Consider the following 15,882-nt stretch of genomic DNA (forward strand, 5'->3'; position numbering starts at 1 on the left):
GTGCTGGCGACATCGGTCGCCGAGTCGTCACTGACCGTCCCCGGCGTGCGGGTCGTCGTGGACTCGGGACTGGCCCGGGAGCCGCGCACCGACCACGCCCGCGGCCTCGGCTCTCTGACGACCGTTCGGGCCTCCCGGGCGGCGGCCCGGCAGCGGGCCGGATCGAAGACCAGCGCCGACGTCCCGGCGAACCCGGCCAGCGCCACCGACTCCCCGACCGGGCCGTCCGGATGCGGCATCGCGACCCGGCAGCCCAGCAGGTTCGCGGCCAACCGCACCAGCACCGCCTCCGGCCGGTTCCCGGCCAGCACCGTCACCCCGTCCCCGCGCCCGAGCCCGGCACCCGCCAGCGCCCGCGCCGTCCGGTACACCCCGTCCAGACACTCCCGGGCGGTCAGCGCCTCCTCCCCCCAGCGGATCGCCACCCGCCCCGGATCCCGCTCCAGCCCCGCCAACACCAGCCCGGTGTACGTCGGCCCCGACTCCGCCATGCTGCGGCCTCCTGTCTGATGGGACGTCAGCTTAGGGTGGGTGCGGTGGTGCAGCGGCGCGGGGATCCCGGGGGTAGGGGCCGCTGCCGGGGCGTCCTGCCGTGACCGGACCGGAGTGCCGTACCCGCGGCCGGGAGTTGTTAGGGTTCCCCGTCGGACAGGGACGGGGGACACGTGGGCACCAGTACCAGTACCAGTACCAGTACCAGCACGGGCACGGGCACGGCCGAGGCGCCGGGCGGGCAGGGGGCCGAGGAGCGCCCGCACGGCGTCCTCGACCTGCGGGGCGTCGCGGGGGCGGCGTTCACCGTGGGCTACCCGCCCGACGCCGTCGTGGTCGTGTCGGGCCTGCCGGGCGCGGGCAAGAGCACGCTGCTGCGGCGCTGGTCCGGGGCGGGGGCGGTGCCGACCGTCGACCCGCGCGCCGTGCACGAGGCCTGCGAGGCGGTCATGCCCGCGCGCCTGCCGTACGCGGTCTACCGGCCCTGGGCCCGGCTGGAGCACGTCCGGCTGCTGCGCTCCTCCGTGCGGCGCGGCGGGCCACTGCTGGTGCACGACTGCGGCAGCCGCGCCTGGATGCGCCGCTGGCTCGCCCGCGAGGCCGCCCGGCAGGGCCGGCAACTGCACCTGGTGCTGCTCGACGTCGGTGCCGCCACCGCGCTGGACGGCCAGCGTGCCCGGGGCCGCCACGCCTCCGCCCGGGTCTTCGCCCGCCACCGCCGGGGCCTGGACCAGCTGTTCGCCGCCTTCACCCGCCACACGCGCTCCGGCGCGCCGACCCCGGCCCCGGAAGCGGCGTCCGTCCTGCTCCTCGACACCGCCTCCCGCTCCCGCGCCACAGCCGTCCACTTCGGCCCGGCCCGGTGAGGCCCCCGGCGGGGGCGGTGGCCGGGGGCAGTGCCTGAGCGCCGGGAACGGTGAAGTCCCCTGGCCGAAACGGTGGTCAGAGGAGGCCGAGGTGGGGGTCCATGGCGGCGAGTCGGCAGGTGGCGTCCCAGAGGTGGGCGGCGACGGTGCGGTCGGTCAGGTGGGGCTGGGCGGGTTCGAGGCGGGGGGCGCCGCGCAGGCCGAAGACCCGGGGCCCCCAGAGCTGGCCCCCCTGCGCCTGCGGGTCGAGGACGGCCCGGACGATCGGCCACGCGCCGTGGTCCTTGCCCTGGAGGAGGAGCCCGGCCGGCAGGCCGCGCAGTCCTTCGCCGACGGTCCGGGTGTGGACCGGCGGGCGGGGCGGGGTGAGCGAGTCGAGTGCGCCGCCGGGGTGCGCCAGCAGGCTGAGCACGGTGCTGCCGGCGGCGCGGAGGCGTCGGTCGAGTTCGAGGCCGAAGGTCATCTGCGCCAGTTTCGAGCGGCCGTAGGCGCGTTTGGGCCGGTAGTCCACGGCCGACTGGAGGTCGGCGAGGTCCAGCCGCTCCGAGCGGGCCGCGAAGCTGCCGACCGTCACGATGCGGCCCGCCGGTGCGGCCGCGAGCAGGGGGGCCAGCCAGCGGGTGAGCACGACGTGCCCGAGGTGGTTGGTCGCGAACATCAGCTCGTGCCCGGCGCCGGTCTCCCGGCGCGGCGGATCGTCCAGCGCGACCCCGGCGTTGTGGACGACCGCGTCGAGGTGGTCGAGGGCGAGCCCGTCCACGGCGGCCCGCAGGGAGGGCAGGTCGGCGAGGTCCAGCGGGAGGTGGCGCACCACGGCGCCGGGGACGCGGGAGCGGATCGACGCCATGGCGGCCCCGGCCCGACCGGCGTCCCGGCTGCCGAGCACGACCACGGCGCCCGCCCCGGCGAGCTGCTCGGCGACGAAGTAGCCGATTCCGGCGTTGCCCCCGGTGACCAGGACGCTCCTGCCGACGGCGGCCGGAGGCCGGTGAACGTCCCACGGCCGGTGAACGTCCCACGGCCGGTTACGGGTTGTGGACGACATGCTGATGGCCTCCTGGCGTATTCGGGGCTGCCGGGCCACCCGCGATTCGAGACCGCGGCCGCGCCGACAGCCCCACGATCACAGGCCTGACCGGCAGATCGCTGACAGATCGCCGTCACCGCCGTCGGGCCTCAAGATCGTCGAACCGCCGGGTTTCGGACCCGCGGCGGTCGGGGCCCTGCGAGACTAGGCGCAGCAGAGTTCGTCACGGAGAGAGGTCAGCATCCGCATGTCCAGCAGTGCCGCCGTCGACAACCCGTGGTTCCGCCGCTTCAGTCCGTCCGACTCCGCCCCCGCCCGGATCGTGATCTTCCCCCACGCGGGCGGCTCCGCCAGTTACTACATGGAGTACGCCAACGCGCTCGCGCCCTACGCCGACGTGCTCACCGTCCAGTATCCGGGCCGTCAGAACCGCTTCGCCGAACCGGCGATCGACTCGGTGCTGGAGCTCGCCGAGCAGCTCTACCGGGAGCTGCGCGAGTGGACGGACCGGCCGCTGACCTTCTTCGGGCACAGCATGGGCGCGGCCGTCGCCTTCGAGACCGCCCGATGCTTCGCCCGCGACGGCCTCCCGGGGCCCGAGCGGCTGTTCGTCTCGGCGGGCCGCGCGCCCTCGCTGCCCCGGGAGACCGCCGTCTACCGGCTGCCGGACGACGGGCTGCTCGACACGATCGTGCGCCTCGGCGGGACGGACGAGCGGATCCTCACCATCCCGGCGCTGCGCGAGCTGATCCTGCCGGCGCTGCGGGCCGACTACACCGCCATCGAGACGTACCGCTGCGCGCCGGAGGCGACCGTGCCGCAGCCGATCACCGCGCTGGTGGGGGAGACCGACCAGAACGCCACCGTCGACCAGGCCGCCCAGTGGGACCGGCACACCACCGGCGGTTTCGACCTGCGGGTCTTCCCCGGCGGGCACTTCTACGTGGCGGACCAGACCGCGGCCGTGGTCGAGGTGCTCACCGCGCACCTGCGCGGCTGAGCCGGCCGCGCCGGGGCGTGGCCGGTGCCGGTGAGGCCCCGGTGACGTGCCCCGGCGGCTCGGCTACTGTGCCTGCGTGACGGGCCGTCAGCCGATCCGCCGGCGGCACCGTCAGCCGAGACCACCCACCCTGGAGGCCGCCATGCGCCGGATCGCCGTCGTCGGAGCGGGCCAGGCCGGCCTGCAGCTCGCGCTGGGGCTGGTGGCGGCCGGCTACCAGGTGACGCTGGTCGCCGAGCGCACCCCCGAGCAGGTGTGCGGCGGGCGGGTGCTGTCCACCCAGGCGATGTTCGGACCGGCACTGCGGACCGAGGCGGCGGCCGGGCTGGACCTGTGGGCGGGCGAGGCGCCGGCGGTCCGCGCCGTCCGGTCGGTGCTCGCCGTGCCGCCCGGGGTGCGGGCGCTGGAGTTCACCATGACGCTCGACGGGCCCGCCCAGTCGGTGGACCAGCGGCTGAAACTGGCGCGCTGGCTGGAACTGCTGGAGGAGCGCGGCGGCCGGGTCGAGTACCGCTCGCTGGACCGGGACGGCCTGCGCGAGCTCGCCCGCCGGCACGAGCTGACGGTGGTCGCGGCCGGGCGCGGCGAACTGGCCGGGATCTTCGAACGCGACGCGGCCCGCTCGCCGTTCGACCGGCCGCAGCGGGCGCTGTCCTGCCTGTACGTCCACGGGGTGGGCTCGCCGGATCCGGCCACCGAGCCGCGGGCGCGGATGCACGCGCTGCCCGGTCTGGGCGAGCTGTACCTGCAACCGGCCCTGACCCTCTCCGGCCCGTGCGCGATCCTGCTGTGGGAGGCGCTGCCCGGCGGGCCGCTGGACGCGTTCCGCGACGCCCCGGCGCCCGACGCCCAACTCGCCCGGATCCGCGTCCTGTTGCGCGAGTACCTGCCGTGGGAGGCGGAGCTGTGGGCGGACGCCGAGCCGACGGATGCCGGGGCCGGACTGTCCGGCGCCGTCACCCCGGTGGTGCGGCGGCCGGTGGCGGAGCTGGGCACCGGCGTCGACGCCGTCCACGTGCTCGGCCTCGGCGACGCGGTGGTGGTGAACGACCCGATCGCCGGCCAGGGCGCCAACAGCGCCGCGCGGGCGGCACAGGCGTACCTGCGGGCGATCGTCGAGCACGGCGAGGCCCCCTACACCGCGGACTGGATGTGCCGCACCGCAGAGCGCTTCTGGCGGCAACACGCCCGGCACGCGGTCGAGTTCACCGCCGCGATGCTCACCGTGCCGGACCACGTGCAGGGCGTGTTCGCGGCCGCCGCCGAGTACGAGACGGTCGCCCGCCGGCTCGCCAACACCTACGCGGAGCCGAGCGACCACGCCGCCTGGCTGGCCACCCCCGACCTGACCGCCGCCTACCTCGCCTCGGTCCGCGATTAGGGTCCGGCCCGGGTTGCCTCCGGGTGCCCCGCGGGACGAGGCTGGAGGGGGAAACGTCAACGGGGGCGGGAGGCGTCGTTCGTGGACGGTCGCGGACCCGCGGGGCGTGCCGGCAGCGGCCACCGGACCGTGCCGCACACGGCGGACCTGCGGGTGGAGGCCTGGGCGCCGACGGCCGAGGGCTGCATCGGCGAGCTGGTGCACGCCGTCGTGGGCGGTTTCGCGGACCTCTCCGGCGCGCGGATCGTCGGCGAGCGCGGCTGCACCGTCCTCGCGGTGAGCGACGCGGACCTGCTCGCGGGCGTCCTGGAGGAGGTCGTCTACCGGATGGACGCCGACGGCGAACTCCCCGCCGGGCTGGCGCTCGGCCCGATCCGCGGTCTGGACGGCGCCCGGACGGTCGAGGTCCGCTTCCGGATGGCGGACGCCGCCACCGCGGCCCTGGTCGGCGCCGTGCCGAAGGCCGTCTCGCTGCACGACCTGGACCTGCGCGCCGGCCCGGACGGCTGGACCTGCCGGGTGACGGTGGACGTCTGAGCGGGTCGGGGCGACACCGGGCGGAACGGGCACGGAACGGGGTGAGCGAAGTGGAGATCGCACTGGTCGAGGCGGGCCGCTGCCGCTGGCGGATCGAACCGCGCCCGCCGATGCGCGTGCCGGGCGTGGTCTTCGCCAGCCGCGCGCTGCTGCCGCAGGCCGCCGGGGACAAGGCGCTGGAGCAGGTGGCCAACGTGGCGGCCCTGCCCGGCATCGTCCGCGCCTCCTTCGCGATGCCCGACGTGCACTGGGGCTACGGCTTCCCGATCGGCGGGGTGGCCGCGACCGACGTCGACCAGGGCGGGGTGATCTCGCCCGGCGGAGTCGGCTTCGACATCTCCTGCGGGGTCCGGCTGCTGGGCGCGGGCGTCGACCGCGACGAACTCGACCCCGAGCGGATCACCCGCCTGATGGACCTGCTCGACCGCACCGTGCCGCGCGGCCTCGGCCGGGGCGGCCTGTGGCGGCTGTCCGGACCGGAGGAACTGGACGACCTGCTGCTCGGCGGCGCCCGCTACGCCGTCGAGCACGGCCACGGGGTGCCGCGCGACCTGGAGCGCTGCGAGGACGGTGGCGTCCTGGCCGGCGCGGCCCCGGGCGAGGTCAGCACCCGGGCCGTCGAGCGCGGCCTGCAGCAGGTCGGCAGCCTCGGCTCGGCCAACCACTTTCTGGAGGTCCAGGCCGTCGACCGGGTGGACGACCCGGAGACGGCGGCGGCGTTCGGACTGCGGCCCGGCCAGGTGTGCGTCATGATCCACTGCGGCTCGCGCGGCCTCGGCCACCAGATCTGCACCGACCACGTCCACGCCATGGACCGCGACCTGCAGCGCCACCGGATCGAGCTCCCCGACCGCCAGCTCGCCTGTACCCCGGTCGACTCGCCGCGCGGCCGCGCCTACCTGGGCGCCATGGTCGCCGCGGCGAACTACGGGCGGGCCAACCGGCAGCTGCTCTCCGAGGCGGCCCGCCGCGCCTTCGCCACCGCCCTCGGGGTCGGCCTGGAGCTGGTGTACGACGTGTCGCACAACCTCGCCAAGCTGGAGACCCACGACGTGGACGGCGTCCCGCGGCGGCTGTGCGTCCACCGCAAGGGCGCCACCAGGGCGCTACCGCCCGGCGACCCCGGTCTGCCCGCCGACCTCCTGCGGGCCGGACAGCCGGTGCTGGTGCCGGGGACGATGGGCACCGCCTCGTACGTCATGGTCGGGCTGCCCGGCAACGAGGCCTTCGGCTCCGCCTGCCACGGGGCCGGGCGGGTGTGGAGCCGCCACCAGGCGCTGCGGACGGTGCGCGGCGAGCAGCTGCGCGGCGAACTGGAGGCGCGCGGCATCGCGGTGCGGCCGGCCTCCTGGCGGGCGCTGGCGGAGGAGACTCCCCAGGCGTACAAGGACGTCGACGCGGTGGCAGCCGCCACCGAGGCCGCCGGGCTGGCCCGGCCGGTCGCCCGCCTGGTGCCGCTGGGCGTGGTCAAGGGCTGACCCGGGCCCACCGGACCCGGGCCCACCGGACCCGGGCCCACCGGACGTGGGCGATGCCGGCGGACGGGGCCGGGACCGGAACCGGGACGGCGACCGGCCGGTGATCGAACTGCGGTCGCTCACCGAGCGCTACAGCCAGTCGGTGCCCCCGGCTGGGCCGACGGCCGTCGACCGGCACCCGGACGGGCTGTTCGCCCGTTTCTGACCGACCGACCGGTTGGCGATCCGGCTTTCGGGCAGCATGATTGACGAGGTGTCAGGCATGGGCGAAAGGGCAGGATCCACTGTACGAACGGGCCGCTCCGCTTGCCCGTTCGGGCGGATGCCCGGTCCTGGCGGGCCCTAAGGCGTCCGCCGGGCTTCCGGGCGGGTGTCACTCACGTCACTCTCTGTCCCATCAAGGCCGGGTTGGTGTTAGAAACGACTACTGAACCCGCCGGTAATGTCGCACTCCATTGACAGGTGCATGGTGTGAAAGAGAAGTGAGGGAGAGGTGCGGTTTCAGCGCTTGATATCGCTCAACTGCCCACTGACGTTCAGCAGTTCGTGGCACTGGGTGGCCTGCTTCCCCGAGGCGGGTGTACCCGGCTGCTGGCAGACCACGCTTGCCGTCACCGTCTGGTCCTCGGGGACCTCGATGGGAGTCACCCAGTGATAGTCCTGGTTACGGAAGGTCTCCAAGGCGATGGTCGTGATCGTCTGCTCGCCGAACTTGATGGTCAACAGCCCCTGGTCGCCCTGGAAGTTGGCGGCGACGATGTCGGTGATGCGGAAGACCTTGCCGTGGTCCACCCGGTAGGCGCCCACCGCGGAGCCGCCGGTGTTGGTGGCCACGTCGACCGTCGTGGAGAACTGCTGCTCCGTCCCCGGGACCGAGCGGCCGGAGCCGCCGCCCGAACCACCGCCGGAGCCGCCGCCCGCAGCGCCGCCCTGCTGCCCCTGACCGCTCGGCGTCGCCCCGGGGACCGGGGCCGGCGGGGCCGCGACGGGGGCCGGGGTGAACGAGGCGGCCTTCTGCTCGACGGCCTTGTCGGCGGCCTGCTTCGCGGAACTGCGCACCGCCGGCCGGACCAGCGTGAGCCAGGCCAGCACCAGCGCGATCAGCGCCGCGATGAGCGCGAGCAGCCACTTGGGCAGCAGCGCGTGCTGGACGAACTCGCCCTCCAGCACGTGCTGCCGCTCGGCCGGCTGCGGGCCGTCCGGCTTGGCGGCCTCGCCCTCCTGGCCGACGGTGACCTCGAAGGGCCAGGTGGCCGGCTTGCCGAACCAGATCAACTTGCGCGCGCGCACCCGCAGCCGGGTCTCGGCGGACTCGCCCGGTGCGAGTCGCAGCCGCTCCGGGGCGAACCCGAAGCGCACGTCCTCGCCGGGCTGCGCCGGGGCGAACGTCACGACGGCCGCCGTGTTCCCGAGGTTGCGCACCGACGTCCGGTAGCGGGCGCGGAGCCAGCCCCGGCGGCGCCGGGGAGCGAGCGCGGCGCGCAGCTCCCGGAACGGCGTCACGGTGACGGTCGTCTCCGGCACGGTCACCAGTTCGGGGCGCTCGGCGGGCAACACCCGGATGCCGAGCGGGAACTCACCCGCCCGCACCTCGTGCGAGCGGGCCGGGGCGAGCCGAATCGTCACCGTCTCGGACGTCCCCGGGAAGAGCGAGAGACGGGCCGGCTCGACCGTCGTCCACGAAGCGCAGGCCCCGACCACCTCCAGCGAGTACGCCTCAACGATATCGGTGTCGTTGCGTACCGTCAGGGTCGTCGTGGCCACGTCTCCGGGCGACACCGTCAGCGCGGGAAGGCCGAGTTCGGCGGATGCGGTCATGCCGTGACGGTAGGACCGGAGGACACCCCCAGGAGAGAGCCCCGCGGGCAAGCCGCGGGCACACCCCTTGCCCGCGGGAACAACCGGGCCCTGCCCGGGGCCGATGCCCCGCCCCCAGCCAACGCTCCCCACCCCGCCCCCCCGGCAACACCCGCGGCCGGTTCCATGACATGGCGCCCGGCCGTCCTCACCATGCGTCCGGTGACGCAGACGAAGCAGAACGGAACAGTTGGATGACGATGATCGAGACCACCACCCATGAGGCCGTCGGGGCGACCAGGTCCGTCCAGGCCCGACCGCGTGGATCGGCCGAACCCGCCACGGTGCGCGTGAACGTGAAGCCCGGCCGGGTCCAGGTGGCGGTGTACGCGGAGGACATCATCCTGCACACGGGCGTCGTCCAGCAGCTGAGGCAGCGGCCGGAGGTGGAACTGCTCGCCGAAGGCGACGTCGCGCGCGCCCAGGTCTCCCTGATGGTGGTCGACGGGCTGAACGACGCCGTGACCGACCGGCTGCGCCGGCTGCGCCTCAACACGCAGAGCCGGACCGGGCTGGTCGTGGGCCACTTCGAGGCCGGCGGCCTGCAGACCATCATCGAGTGCGGCGTCGGCGCCGTGCTGCGCCGCTCGGACGCCGACCAGGACCGGCTCGTCCACCTCATCACCGCCCTGGCCAACGGCGAGGGAGTCATGCCGGGGGACCTCCTCGGCAAGCTGCTCGACCGGGTCGGCAGCCTCCAGCGCACCATGCTCGACCCGCGCGGCCTGACCCTGTCGACCCTGACCGCGCGCGAGGCGGAGATGCTCCGGCTGGTCGCCGACGGCCTCGACACCAGTGAGATAGCGGCCGAGACCTCGTACTCCGAACGCACGGTCAAGAACGTGCTGCACGAGATCACCACCCGGCTGGGACTGCGCAACCGCGCCCACGCCGTCGGGTACGCGATGCGCCACGGCCTCATCTGAGGACGCAGCCGGAGCGTCGGCGCCGGATTGCCCTCAGGGGCACCGGTCGCTACCCCCGGCTCGGGTGCCAGGGGCCTGTCGCCCGCGCGCCCGGGCCGGGGAGACTGCCGGACGTACCGCCTTCTCGGTCTGTGAGGTTGAGCGTGATCGGCGCCACCGGCACTCCCCGCCCCCTGCGGCGCTCGGCGCGAGCCGCCGTCGCGATGTTGCTGTCCCTGGCCGTGGCCGTGGTGACGCTGGGCACCGCCAACTCCGACGGCGACGGAGGAGGCGCCGCCCCGGTGGCCGCCGGGGCCACGGCGGAGAGCGGACGGATCGTCTACGCCGGCACCGGCCACCGCAGCCTGGCGCGGCTGACCGGGCCGACGTCGAGCGCGTCGCTGTTCGGGCCCGGCCCCGTCCACTTCGACACCGAACCCTCCGCGCGCGGCGACCAGTTGGTGTTCACCAGCCTGCGGGACGGCCCGCTGCCCCAGGTCTACCTGCGTGAGGCGTCGGGCGCGGTGCGCCGGCTCACCACCGGCATGGACACCGCGGAGCCGACGCTCACCCCGGACGGCAGGACCGTCGTGTTCGACGCGGTGGAGCCCGGCGGACGCAACGGGCAGACCCAGCGGGACCTCTGGGTGGTCAACACCGACGGCACCGGCCTGCGCAGGCTGACCGACACCGCGGACTCCGAGGCGCACCCGACGGTCTCGCCCGACGGCAAGTGGGTCGCCTACACCTGCGACGTGGACCCGGCACACACCCAGGTCTACGTCATGCCGCTGGCCGGCGGCGCGGCGCGGCGGATCACCGCGGTGACCGCCGGCAACGCCGTCGAACCGGCGTGGAACCCGGTGGACGCCCCCGACCTGCGCGACCAGATCGTCTACACCTGGGACCAGGCCGGCCAGACCGGGCCGCAGCTGCGGGTGATCTCGCCCGAGGGCACCAACGACCGGGCGTTCTTCCCCGGCATCGGCGGCGACTGGCGGACCAGGTCCGCCGGCTGGCTGCCCGACGGCAGCGGCGTGCTCTTCCTCAGCCCCAACCGGCTCAACGCCGACCCGACGCCGTACGAGAACGTGTACCGCGCCCTGACCTGCTTCTGCGGCGGGGCCGAACTGGTGGCGAGCGAGGACCGCGCCGTCCGCACACCGGTCTGGCTCGGCCCCCAGAAGGGCGGCGGGCCCGTCGTGGACCGCAACAGCGCCGACACCCCCGACGTGGCCGACCTGTCGGACATCCGCCCCGACGGAGCGGACCCGCGCGACCTGGGCGTCAGCGTGCTCCGGGAGGACCCGGCCGCCGACACCAACACCGACCCCGCGGCCGACCCCCTGTTCAACCCCCGCCCTGGCTACGACCCGTGGTTCGAACGGCAGACCTACACGCCGGACGGCCGGCGGATCGTGCTGACCCGCTTCGAGGACTCGCCCGCCGGCCGGATCGAACGGATCTGGCAGACCGGCGCCGACGGCTCCGACCCGAAGCCGATGAACCTCGCCGGGCGCGGGCCGAAGGACTGGGACACCGACCCGGAGCTCTCGCCCGACGGCCGCCTGATGGCCTTCACCAGGACCTCGCCCGGCGGCGTCGGGACGGCCTCCGGCCCCGGACGGGTGCTGATCGCGGACGTGTCGACCGGCGCGATCATCGGCACCGTCGAACCGACCAACAACCAGCCGGCCGCCTCCCTGGCCCAACCCTCGTGGTCCCCCGACGGCAAACTGATCGCCTACACCAGGACCGAGGTCATCAACGGCAACGGCGGCAACAAGCACGTCTGGACCGTGCCCGCCAACGCCCTCGACCGGCCCACCGACCTCAGCCGCAGGGCCTGCCCGGGCGCCTGCGACGTCATCGACGACAGCCCCGCGTTCTCGCCCGACGGCCGGCGCGTCGCCTTCAACCGCAAGACCGGCGACGGCGGGCTCAACCAGCAGAACGGAGTCCTCGTCAGCTCGGCGACCGGCGACGGCTGCACGGTGATCCTGCCCGCCGGACTGAGCCAGGACCGGAACGCCTGCCGCCGCCCGCTGCCGGACACCTCCGCCACCGGCCCGTTCCAGCCCCGCGACGTCGCCTGGACGGCGGACGGCGGACAGCTGGTGCTGACCTCCCGCCGGGCCCTGCCGGCGAACTCGCCGGAGGCGCTGCAGAGCTACGACTTCGCGACCGGTCGGCTCACCTCCGTCAACTCCAGGCTGCCGGGGCGGCAGAAGGAGCCGAGCGTCCAGCAGTCCGTCGACCTGTCGCTGAGCGCGCCGGCCGCCACCATCCCGATGCAGATCGGGGACTCCACCACGGTGGCCATCACCGTCACCAACCACGGCCCGGCGCCCTCGCCCGGCACCGCGCTCACCGCGTCCGTGCCGACGGGCGCCCGGCTCACCGGGCTCAAGGCCACGGCCGGCACCTGCGCCGCCGACGCCCTCCGGTGCGAACTCGGCACCCTGGCCCCGGGCGCGGTCGTCCAGGTGGCCGCCACCGTCGTCGGCACCGTGGCCGGCGACCAGCGGTTCGGCTGGTGGGTCACCGGGGCGGTGGTCGACCCGAAGCCCGAGGACAACATCGCGCAGACGGTCGTACCCGTCCAGGCCGCGTCGCCGTCCCCGAGCCCGTCCCCGACCCAGACCCCGACTGCCTCGCCGACCCAGACCCCGACCCAGACCCCGACACCGCCCGTCTCCTCACCGCCGGCCCCGCCACCGCCGCCCGCCCCCGCCCCCGCCCCTGCCCCCGCCCCCGCACCGCAGCCGGCGCCGCCCGCGCCGAAGGCCGGACCGGCCGTGACGGTCGGCGCCCAGCCGAACCCCGGATACGTCGGCGGCCGGGTCACCGTCACCTACACCGTGCGCAACGACGGCCAGGCCCTCGCCACCGGACTGCGCGTCTCGCTCGGCCTGCCCGCCGGCGTCCCCACCGGGCCGATGCCCCCCGGCTGCACCGGCGGCGTCTGCGACGTGGCCGACCTGCCCCCGGGCGGCAGCGCCGTCGTCCAGGTGGTGCTCGCACCCGAGGCGACCCTGGACACCACCATCACCTCCGTCCTGACCACCACCGGCACGGACGCCACCCCGGGCGACCACGTCGCGCGGACCCCGCTGCGCATCCTCCAGCCCCGCATCGTCGCGGTGCCGCCGATCGGCAAGCCCGGCTTCGTGACCTCCGTCCGCGGCCTGGACTTCCCGCCCGGCACCCCGGTGACCCTCACCTGGACGCCCGGCATCACCGCCGCCGCGGCACCCACCATCCCCAAGGCCGACGGCACCTTCGCGGGCCAGCTGCTCATCCTCGCCAAGGACGAGACCGGCCCCCGGACCATCACCGCGAGCGGCCCCGGCTTCTCCCCGGTGACCACCCCCTTCCTCGTGGTGGTCGGCAGCGTCGGCCCGCCGGGGGAGGTGCAGCGGCGGTGATCCACGAAGTCGACGAGGCGCTGCGCCTCCTGCTCATCGAGAGCGGCCTCCAGGAACGCGGGATCGAGCTGGTCTTCGACTCGCCCACCCGGGACTGGGCCGCCCGGCGCAACGCCCCCACCGTCAGCGTCTTCCTCTACGGCATCCGCGAGGACGTGTCCCGCCGCCAGGCCGGCTCCGCCGAGCAGCACGACGCCGACGGCGTGGTCGTGGCCTGGCGCAGCGCGCCCCGCTGGTTCGAACTGGCCTACCTGGTCACGGCGTGGACCAACCGGGCCCAGGACGAGCACCGGCTGCTGTCGGAGGTGCTCCGCTGCCTGACGGCCACCGACGCGCTGCCCGCCCGCCTGCTCACCGGCACGCTCGCCGAACTCGGGCTCACCGTCGGGCTGGAGACTGCCGGGCGCGGCGAGGGCATGCCGTCGGTGTCCGACGTGTGGTCGGCCCTCGGCGGCGAGCTGAAACCCTCGATCGACCTCAGGGTGCTCGCCCCGCTGTCCGGCCAGCGTGCCCCGGCGGGGCCCCCGGTCACCGACGGGCTCGTGCTGCGCGCCGTCGACAAGAGCGGCAAGGACGGCGAGGGCGGCGAGAGGGACGAGGACGCCCCGGAGGCCACAGCCGACTCGGTCGACCCGGCCGACCCGGGCCGCCGGCTGCGCTACGAGGGCGGCACGGACCCCGGCGCGGACGGCTTCGCCGCGCCCCGGGAACGCCGGCTGCCGCCCGGCCGCAGACGGCGCGGCGGTGCGCCGCGATGACCCTCGACCTGGAACCGGCGGCCACCAGCGGGCCCGCCGCCGACCTGGACGACCTGTGGGAGCGGCTGAGCCGCCTCGAACAGCGGATCCGGGCCGCCGTCCGCGAGCGCAGGGCCGACGACCCGGACCCGGACGACCCGTACCGGGGCCAGTACCTCACCCCGGAGGCGGCGGAACGGATCCTCGCGGCGCCCGCCGCGACGGGCCGGTCCGGCGCCGACCTCGGAGAACCGCCGCCGCCACCGCCCGGATCGAGGACCGAACGGCTCGTCGACGGCTTCGGACTGCTCCCGCTGGACCTCGAACTCCTGCTGGTGGCACTCGCCCCCGACCTCGACACCCGCTTCGAACGGCTCTACGGGTACCTCAACGACGACCTGACCCTGCGCCGGCCGACCATCGGGCTCGCGCTCGAACTGTGCGGGCGGTCCGGGGCGGGCGCCGGCCGGTTCCGCTTCACCGCCCAGGCCCCGCTGATCGCCGGCGGCCTGCTGGAGATCACCGAACCGGAGCGCCCGCTGCTCTCCCGGGGCCTGCGCCTGCCCGACCGGGTGACGGCCCATCTGCTCGGCTCGGACGAACCCGACGGCGCGCTGCGCGGGCTGGTCCGCGTCGGCCGGGCCGGCGCCGGCACCCCGCCGCAGGCCGCGCGCCGGCTGCGCGCCACCGTGGCCAACGGCGGCGGACTGGTGCACCTGCTGGACCGGGGCGGCAACGCCGGACGGCTCGCGGTCGACGCCCTCGCGGGCCTCGGCCGCCGGGCCCTGGTCGTCGACGTCACGGCGCTCGCCGCCCGCCCCCCGGAGGCCGTGGTCCGGGCGCTCGCCCGGGAGGCGCGGCTGAGCGGCAGCGGTGTGGTGCTGGGCCCGCTGGAGCGGCTCGAACCCGAACGCCCGGAGCGGGCCGGGCTGTTGCGCGAGCTCTGCGCGGAACTCGCCGAGGTGCCACTGCTCGTGCACGGGGCGCGCCCGTGGGACCCGACGTGGGCGCAGGAGAGCCCGGTGGTGCTCGTGGCCCCGCCGCTGGACCCGGCGCAGCGCGCCGAACGCTGGGCGCACGCGCTGGGCGGGGCTTCGGGTGTGCCTGCGGGTGAGCCTTCGGGTGAACCGGAAGGGCTGTACGAGGGTGTGCTCGGCCCCGAGCTGGCCGAGGCCGTCGCCCCGTACCAGCTGGACGAGGACCAGGTGGCCAGGGCCGCCGGGGTCGCCACCAGGACGGCCGCCGCCGAACACCGCCCGGTGACCGCCGACGACCTGCGGGCCGCCGTGCGGGCGCAGAACGGGGCGGGGCTCGCCCGCCTCGCCCGCCGGATCGAGCCCGCCGTCGGGTGGGACGACCTGGTGCTGCCCGAGCCCACCGCGCGCCAGCTGCACGAGCTCGCGCTGCGCGCCAGGCACCGCGACCAGGTGCTCGGCCAATGGCGGATGCGGCCGGGCGGAGGGCGCGGGCGCGGGGTGATCGCACTGTTCGCGGGGGAGTCCGGCACCGGCAAGACCATGTCGGCCGAGGTGGTCGCCGCCGAACTCGGCATGGAGCTGTACGTCGTGGACCTGTCCACCGTCGTGGACAAGTACATCGGCGAGACGGAGAAGAACCTGGAGCGGATCTTCACCGAGGCCTCGCACGTGAACGCCGTCCTGCTGTTCGACGAGGCCGACGCGATCTTCGGCAAGCGGTCGCAGGTCAAGGACGCCCACGACCGCCACGCCAACGTGGAGTCGGCGTACCTGTTGCAGCGGATGGAGTCCTTCGACGGGATCGCCGTGCTGACGACCAACCTGCGCGCCAACCTCGACGAGGCGTTCACCCGGCGGCTGGACGTCATCGCGGAGTTCCCGGTGCCGGACGAGGAACAGCGGCACGCCCTGTGGGAGCGCTGCCTGGGCCCGCGGATCCCCCGCGGCGACGACCTCGACCTGGCGTTCTGCGCACGGCACTTCGAGCTCGCCGGCGGCTCCATCCGGGCCTGCGCGGTGACCGCGGCCTACCTGGCCGCCGAGACGGGCCGCCCGCTGGGCATGGCGGAGCTGGTGTTCGCGGTCGAGCGGGAGTACCGCAAGCTCGGCCGGCTGGTCCTGGAGAGCGAGTTCGGGCCGTGGTCGCGTGCCTCCGGGGGCACCGGGCGGGCCTGAGCGCGCGGGCGGGAGGCCACC

12 protein-coding genes are annotated in these 15,882 nt (G+C 75.3%); 9 read left to right on the forward strand and 3 right to left on the reverse strand.

What is annotated here, in order from left to right:
• Nucleotides 1-491: AMP-binding protein (locus ACFV6D_RS34610; RefSeq protein ID WP_380562753.1), on the reverse strand; the 491-nt coding region annotated here is incomplete at its 3' end.
• Nucleotides 492-665: 174 nt separating this feature from the next.
• Here ACFV6D_RS34610 and ACFV6D_RS34615 point away from each other — a divergent pair.
• Nucleotides 666-1,358, forward strand: a complete 693-nt coding sequence (locus ACFV6D_RS34615; protein ID WP_380562755.1) for an AAA family ATPase — start codon at nt 666-668, stop codon at nt 1,356-1,358.
• A 76-nt stretch (nt 1,359-1,434) separates the two neighbouring features.
• On the opposite strand, the gene ACFV6D_RS34620 is transcribed toward ACFV6D_RS34615, so the two are convergent.
• Nucleotides 1,435-2,403 (reverse strand): SDR family NAD(P)-dependent oxidoreductase, encoded by a 969-nt coding sequence (locus ACFV6D_RS34620; protein WP_380562757.1) that lies wholly within the window; start codon nt 2,401-2,403, stop codon nt 1,435-1,437.
• 229 nt (nt 2,404-2,632) lie between these two features.
• On the opposite strand from ACFV6D_RS34620, the gene ACFV6D_RS34625 reads away from it, so the two are divergent.
• The 4 genes from ACFV6D_RS34625 to ACFV6D_RS34640 all read left to right on the forward strand — a co-directional run bounded on the left by ACFV6D_RS34625 (nt 2,633) and on the right by ACFV6D_RS34640 (nt 6,781).
• Complete coding sequence (locus ACFV6D_RS34625; protein ID WP_350881847.1) at nt 2,633-3,385, forward strand: alpha/beta fold hydrolase; 753 nt, start codon at nt 2,633-2,635, stop codon at nt 3,383-3,385.
• Nucleotides 3,386-3,461: 76 nt separating this feature from the next.
• The gene (locus ACFV6D_RS34630) at nt 3,462-4,766 is read left to right on the forward strand and encodes a styrene monooxygenase/indole monooxygenase family protein (protein WP_380562759.1); all 1,305 of its coding nucleotides are present in this window, start codon (nt 3,462-3,464) and stop codon (nt 4,764-4,766) included.
• Nucleotides 4,767-4,847: 81 nt separating this feature from the next.
• On the forward strand, nt 4,848-5,303 hold the full coding sequence (locus ACFV6D_RS34635) for an archease (RefSeq protein WP_380494092.1): 456 nt from the start codon (nt 4,848-4,850) through the stop codon (nt 5,301-5,303).
• Between the two features lie 50 nt (nt 5,304-5,353).
• A complete protein-coding gene (locus ACFV6D_RS34640; protein WP_347878507.1) occupies nt 5,354-6,781 on the forward strand; it encodes an RtcB family protein in 1,428 nt (475 codons plus the stop codon).
• A gap of 501 nt (nt 6,782-7,282) precedes the next feature.
• Here the strand turns inward: ACFV6D_RS34640 and ACFV6D_RS34645 are convergent.
• Nucleotides 7,283-8,599 carry a hydrolytic protein gene (locus ACFV6D_RS34645; RefSeq protein WP_380483813.1) on the reverse strand — a complete coding sequence of 439 codons (1,317 nt, stop codon included), beginning with the start codon at nt 8,597-8,599 and terminating at the stop codon, nt 7,283-7,285.
• A gap of 239 nt (nt 8,600-8,838) precedes the next feature.
• Between ACFV6D_RS34645 and ACFV6D_RS34650 the strand changes: the two genes are divergently transcribed.
• The 4 genes from ACFV6D_RS34650 (at nt 8,839) to ACFV6D_RS34665 (ending at nt 15,861) form a co-directional block, all read left to right on the forward strand.
• Nucleotides 8,839-9,564, forward strand: coding sequence for a LuxR C-terminal-related transcriptional regulator (locus tag ACFV6D_RS34650; RefSeq protein WP_380371178.1), 726 nt, complete (start codon nt 8,839-8,841; stop codon nt 9,562-9,564).
• Between the two features lie 203 nt (nt 9,565-9,767).
• The gene (locus tag ACFV6D_RS34655; protein WP_380562773.1) at nt 9,768-12,971 is read left to right on the forward strand and encodes a hypothetical protein; all 3,204 of its coding nucleotides are present in this window, start codon (nt 9,768-9,770) and stop codon (nt 12,969-12,971) included.
• The gene (locus ACFV6D_RS34660; RefSeq protein ID WP_380562761.1) at nt 12,968-13,729 is read left to right on the forward strand and encodes a DUF4255 domain-containing protein; all 762 of its coding nucleotides are present in this window, start codon (nt 12,968-12,970) and stop codon (nt 13,727-13,729) included. The genes ACFV6D_RS34655 and ACFV6D_RS34660 overlap by 4 nt, the downstream gene beginning before the upstream one ends.
• The gene (locus ACFV6D_RS34665; protein WP_380562763.1) at nt 13,726-15,861 is read left to right on the forward strand and encodes an AAA family ATPase; all 2,136 of its coding nucleotides are present in this window, start codon (nt 13,726-13,728) and stop codon (nt 15,859-15,861) included. Before ACFV6D_RS34660 ends, ACFV6D_RS34665 begins: the two co-directional genes overlap by 4 nt.
• The last annotated feature ends 21 nt before the right edge of the window (nt 15,862-15,882 follow it).

This window comes from Kitasatospora sp. NPDC059812, assembly GCF_042732075.1.
Lineage (GTDB): Bacteria > Actinomycetota > Actinomycetes > Streptomycetales > Streptomycetaceae > Kitasatospora.

Excerpts from the sequence above, each read along its gene's own strand:
- ACFV6D_RS34650 (WP_380371178.1), top strand. The coding sequence starts at position 8,839 with ATGATCGAGACCACCACCCATGAGGCCGTCGGGGCGACCAGGTCCGTC.
- ACFV6D_RS34655 (WP_380562773.1), top strand. The coding sequence starts at position 9,768 with ATGTTGCTGTCCCTGGCCGTGGCCGTGGTGACGCTGGGCACCGCCAAC.
- ACFV6D_RS34645 (WP_380483813.1), bottom strand. The coding sequence starts at position 8,599 with ATGACCGCATCCGCCGAACTCGGCCTTCCCGCGCTGACGGTGTCGCCC.
- ACFV6D_RS34665 (WP_380562763.1), top strand. The coding sequence starts at position 13,726 with ATGACCCTCGACCTGGAACCGGCGGCCACCAGCGGGCCCGCCGCCGAC.
- ACFV6D_RS34620 (WP_380562757.1), bottom strand. The coding sequence starts at position 2,403 with ATGTCGTCCACAACCCGTAACCGGCCGTGGGACGTTCACCGGCCGTGG.
- ACFV6D_RS34625 (WP_350881847.1), top strand. The coding sequence starts at position 2,633 with ATGTCCAGCAGTGCCGCCGTCGACAACCCGTGGTTCCGCCGCTTCAGT.